This window comes from Candidatus Rhabdochlamydia sp. W815 (genome assembly GCF_018642185.1).
In the GTDB taxonomy this organism is placed as follows: domain Bacteria; phylum Chlamydiota; class Chlamydiia; order Chlamydiales; family Rhabdochlamydiaceae; genus Rhabdochlamydia; species Rhabdochlamydia oedothoracis.
Genome location: NZ_JAAVTY010000103.1, coordinates 519 through 5121 on the forward strand (window position 1 = coordinate 519; position 4603 = coordinate 5121).

Below are 4603 nucleotides of genomic sequence, written 5' to 3' on the forward strand. Positions count from 1 at the left end.
GTTCTAAGTCAGCTCTCTGGCTAGGGGTCAGTTTTTTCATACTCAATAGCTTAACACAAAACAAAATATTTTTCTATACGATTGAATCGGAACCACTATAATACTAGTTTGATTTCAAATTAATAATTGCATAACTAGGTTTTTTTGAAAAAACAGCTCTTTCATTCAATAGGGCAATGGGAACAGAATAGTTTCTTTTTCTTTCATTTGAAAGAAAATGCCTTAAAATAGGTATTCTGTACATAGTTAAACATAAAGAAAGGTATTTTCTACATACTCCTCTGACTATATTCTTTTATGAGAGGAGCTTAGGTAGAAATAAAGGAGGTTCTCTATGAAAAACCAGGTTGTAGTTTATGTAGATAAGGGAGTGGATGGGGTTTCCTTGAAGCATTTGGTTCATAGCTTAAAACAACAGCTTAATCCTGAGATGAAAATAAAAAGATTGGATGCTCGCTCTGTTATAGAAGAAAATTGGGAAAAGGATACACAGCTATTTATTATGCCTGGTGGTAGGGATGTCTTTTACCAAAGCGCCTTAGTTGGAAAGGGAACCGATAAAATCCGTTCTTATGTAGAGAAAGAAGGCAATTATTTGGGAATTTGCGCAGGAGCCTATTTTGCATGCGAAAGAATTGAATTTGAAAAAGGAACAAGTTTGGAAATTTTGGGTGAGCGCTCTTTGTGTTTTTTTCCCGGGATTGCTAAGGGTCCGGCTTATGGAGTAGGGAAATATACATATAATTCTTCTAAAGGGGCTTGTAATGCACTGATTAATTGGCAAAAACATTCTTTACATGTGTATTTTAATGGAGGATGTTTTTTTAGTTCTAAGTCTTCAGAAATAAAGATATTATCTTGTTATCTCGATTTACCTCAATCCCCCCCTGCGATTGTCGAAATTAACCATGGACAGGGAAAAGTGATATTAAGCGGTGTTCATTTCGAATATTTACCGGATTTATTAGATCAAAAAGATCCTTACTTATCTATGATTTATCATCATTTGGAAAAAGCGGATTCTTTTCGAAGAGAAATGCTATGTGATCTATTAAAAAGAGTAGGATGTCGTTTGAAAACACCTAATTTGAAAAAAAAAGATGACAAATGAATAAAAAGTTTCTAAGATGATGCTAACGGGACATGCTGTCTTGAAACGGGCATGCATGGAGTATTAAGGAGGAACAAATGAAGTTTTTAAATACTCTCGCTTTTATTTTAATTGTAATTGGAGCTTTAAACTGGGGCTTAATAGGCTTTTTTCAGTTTGATTTTGTCGCTTGGTTATTCGGAAGTCAAATGGCTGGCTTAAGTCGCTTGGTTTACGCACTAGTAGGTCTAGCTGGTCTTTGGAGTTTGCGCTGGATTCCCCATTGGAAACATATGTGTTGCTGCTGCTCAAAAGATAGGGGCGGTAGTTGTAAAATGTAGTTTATATAAGGCGTAAGGATAGTTTTTTAAGAATTCTTACGCTTTTTTATCTTTGTATTTATGACAACAATTATTTGGTTTCAACGCGATCTGCGAATTCAAGACAATCCTGCCTTAAAATATGCTTCCCAACTACAGCTTCCTGTTTTACCCATATATATATTTGATCCAAAAGAGGATAAAAACTGGTCAATGGGTTCAAGCTCTCGCTGGTGGCTGCACTATTCTCTGCAATCTTTGCAAAAAAAGTTAAAAGCCCTAGGTCTTGATTTATTTTTCTTCCAAGGCGCAACTTTGCATGCATTGCAAAAGATTATAGATAAGGTAGATGCAAAACATATAGTTTGGAATTACTGTTATGAGCCAAGCGCGCTAATGCGTGAAAAAAAACTGATGAAACTAGCCTCTGCAAAGAAGTGCATAGCAAAAGGATTTCATGCGAATCTACTATTTGTACCCGGTCAAATGACTACTAAGCAGGGTAATCCCTATCAAGTATTCACTCCTTTTTGGCGATGTTGCTTAAAACAAGAAATAGGTAAGCCAGAGGGTAAAGTTACAAAAAAGTTACGATTAGCCACGTATTCTAAACATATATCTTTAGGTGCATTAGATTTATTGCCGCATATTCCTTGGGCTAAAGACTTTCCTTATCTTTGGCAACCAGGAGAAGACAACGCTTTAAAAAAGTGGAAGCATTTCTTGAGGAGTAAGATACATCAATATGCTCATGAACGCGATTTTCCTGCAGAGATGGGAACATCAATGCTTTCCCCTCATTTGCATTTTGGTGAGATTTCTGTGAAAAGAATTTTCGAAGATTTGCTACAGAATACCCATGCAGAGGTTTTTTTAAGAGAAATAGGGTGGCGAGAATTTGCTTATCATCTTTTAATCACTTTTCCTCATACTCCTTCAAAACCACTAAGAGCACAATTTACCCATTTCCCTTGGAAAAGAAAGGCGAAATGTCTCAAAGCTTGGCAAAAAGGCATGACAGGAATTCCTATTGTCGATGCTGGTATGCGGCAATTATGGCAACTAGGCTGGATGCACAATCGAGTTCGTATGATCGTAGCTTCTTTTTTGGTCAAAGACTTAAATGTTCCTTGGCAAGAAGGAGCGAAATGGTTTTGGGATACCTTAGTGGATGCAGATCTTGCAAACAATACCTTAGGTTGGCAATGGTGTGCAGGATGTGGTGCGGATGCAGCTCCTTATTTTCGTATATTTAATCCATTTACTCAGGGAAAAAAATTCGATCCAAAAGCAGAATACGTACGCCAATTTGTTCCTGAATTGAGAAATCTGCCTAATTCATGGATTCACACCCCGCATTTAAGTCCTAAGTCTGTGTTAGAAGCAGCGGGTGTTTACTTGGGGAAAAACTATCCTTACCCCATAGTAGATCACGATCTTGCGCGCAAAAATGCAATACAGATTTACCATCAATGGACTAAGAAATAAGTATGGATGTAAAAATTAAATCACCAGTAGCAGTACCTTGTGATTTTGCCTTTGCTTGGGCATTACGTCCTGGAGCCTTAAAAAGGCTATTGCCACCTTGGGTAAAAACCGATTTTTTATTCGATCCCCCTACACCGTGTAATAAAACCCAGGTAGGATTAAAGGTTTACGTAGGGCCCTTTTTCTTTAAATGGATTTTAAGGCATGAAAATTTCAAGCTCAATCAAGAATTTAGCGATAAACAAATAAAAGGCCCTTTCAAGCGCTATTTACATATTCATCGCTTTACTCCTATTAATTCTCAATCCTGCATTTTAAGCGATGAGATAGAATTTGACTCTATTTTTTTATAAAACCTTATAAATAAGCGATTTATACGACTTTTAAAATGGCGTCAAAAAATTATGAAAGAGGATCTAGAGTTCATTTACAAATACTCAAGTGTCCCTTTGAAGATTTTAGTGAGTGGAGCTAATGGATTTATAGGTTCTCAACTTACCCACTTTTTACGCTTAGCAGGTCATGATGTTATGAGGCTCGTGCGCCACAAACAAGAAGTGAGCTCTGACACCGTATATTGGGATCCTATAGAAGGTCAATTTTCTAAACAGGAATTTGAAGGTTTTGACGCGGTTTTTCATCTGGCAGGAGCTCCTATTGCTCATAGATGGACAAAAAAATACCGCAATAAGTTATTCAATAGTAGATGTCGTGATACTTGGTTACTATCTCAAGTGTTATCTCGTTTATATTCTCCTCCCAAAACCGTCATTTCCGCTTCTGCCATTGGTTTTTACGGGGATTGCAAAGAGAGCGTTACCGAACTCTCCCCTACAGGAGGAGGATTTCTTTCCTCGCTCTGCCAACAGTGGGAGATGGCTTTAGAAACAATCGAAGAACGCGGCTGTCGCGTTGTACATGCTAGATTTGGCGTTGTATTAGGAGTAAAAGGCGGTATGCTTCGTCAGATTTTACCACTCTATCACTTAGGTTTAGGCGGGAAGATCGGATCTGGTAACCAGTATTTAAGTTGGATTGGGATTGATGATGCAATGAGCGCTTTGTATCATCTTTTAATGACAGAATCGTTAACTAAAGCGGTTAACCTAGTAGCGCCCAATCCTGTAAAACAAAAAGAGTTTTCTTCTATTTTAGCAGCTAAGCTACACAGGCCTCGCTTCTTTCACCTTCCTTCCGCTCTTATTTCTTTGGTTTTTGGAGATATGGGAAAAGAGATGTTACTAGCTAGTACACGGGCCTATCCACAAAAGCTTCTGGAATCGGGGTATTCTTTTCGTTACCCACATTTACAAGAAGCGTTGAATTGGATCATGTAAAGCATCATTTTCTATTAGACTTTCGGCCTGGAGATCTTATAGAGATTTAAACTTTTTATTGATAAAGTTGTATATTTTTCTCCAGAAAAACTATGTGGAGGTAGAGACATGCCTAAACCTTATTCGATGGATCTAAGAAAACGAGTGCATACCTAGGGGAAAATAACGACAAAAGAAAAGCCAACCAGCTATTTCCAATAGGGATTGCGACCGTCTACCGGTAAGGCGCAAGAAACAAAGAGGGAATGTAGAACCTCTAAAAAAGAAAAGTATTTATAGGCCCTTTCAACCTTGAAGTGCACAAAAAAGAACATATAAATACTTGAAAAAACATCTATTGTGCACCCGAGCATAGCATGTTTGTAGAT

At 37.6% G+C, this 4603-nt stretch carries 6 protein-coding genes; 5 read left to right on the forward strand and 1 reads right to left on the reverse strand.

Going from position 1 to position 4603, the window contains the following annotated elements:
* Window positions 1-334: 334 nt before the first annotated feature.
* The 5 genes from RHOW815_RS06680 (at window position 335) to RHOW815_RS06700 (ending at window position 4235) form a co-directional block, all read left to right on the forward strand.
* The gene (locus RHOW815_RS06680; protein ID WP_215217547.1) at window positions 335-1111 is read left to right on the forward strand and encodes a BPL-N domain-containing protein; all 777 of its coding nucleotides are present in this window, start codon (window positions 335-337) and stop codon (window positions 1109-1111) included.
* A gap of 77 nt (window positions 1112-1188) precedes the next feature.
* Window positions 1189-1431 carry a DUF378 domain-containing protein gene (locus tag RHOW815_RS06685; RefSeq protein ID WP_215217548.1) on the forward strand — a complete coding sequence of 81 codons (243 nt, stop codon included), beginning with the start codon at window positions 1189-1191 and terminating at the stop codon, window positions 1429-1431.
* 60 nt (window positions 1432-1491) lie between these two features.
* A complete protein-coding gene (locus RHOW815_RS06690) occupies window positions 1492-2898 on the forward strand; it encodes a cryptochrome/photolyase family protein (protein ID WP_215217549.1) in 1407 nt (468 codons plus the stop codon).
* Between the two features lie 2 nt (window positions 2899-2900).
* Window positions 2901-3251 (forward strand): SRPBCC family protein, encoded by a 351-nt coding sequence (locus RHOW815_RS06695; RefSeq protein ID WP_215217550.1) that lies wholly within the window; start codon window positions 2901-2903, stop codon window positions 3249-3251.
* Between the two features lie 51 nt (window positions 3252-3302).
* Complete coding sequence (locus RHOW815_RS06700; protein ID WP_215217551.1) at window positions 3303-4235, forward strand: TIGR01777 family oxidoreductase; 933 nt, start codon at window positions 3303-3305, stop codon at window positions 4233-4235.
* Between the two features lie 188 nt (window positions 4236-4423).
* Here the strand turns inward: RHOW815_RS06700 and RHOW815_RS06705 are convergent.
* Window positions 4424-4603: hypothetical protein (locus tag RHOW815_RS06705; RefSeq protein ID WP_215217552.1), on the reverse strand; the 180-nt coding region annotated here is incomplete at its 5' end.

Excerpts from the sequence above, each read along its gene's own strand:
- RHOW815_RS06685 (WP_215217548.1), top strand. The coding sequence starts at position 1,189 with ATGAAGTTTTTAAATACTCTCGCTTTTATTTTAATTGTAATTGGAGCT.
- RHOW815_RS06695 (WP_215217550.1), top strand. The coding sequence starts at position 2,901 with ATGGATGTAAAAATTAAATCACCAGTAGCAGTACCTTGTGATTTTGCC.
- RHOW815_RS06680 (WP_215217547.1), top strand. The coding sequence starts at position 335 with ATGAAAAACCAGGTTGTAGTTTATGTAGATAAGGGAGTGGATGGGGTT.
- RHOW815_RS06700 (WP_215217551.1), top strand. The coding sequence starts at position 3,303 with ATGAAAGAGGATCTAGAGTTCATTTACAAATACTCAAGTGTCCCTTTG.
- RHOW815_RS06690 (WP_215217549.1), top strand. The coding sequence starts at position 1,492 with ATGACAACAATTATTTGGTTTCAACGCGATCTGCGAATTCAAGACAAT.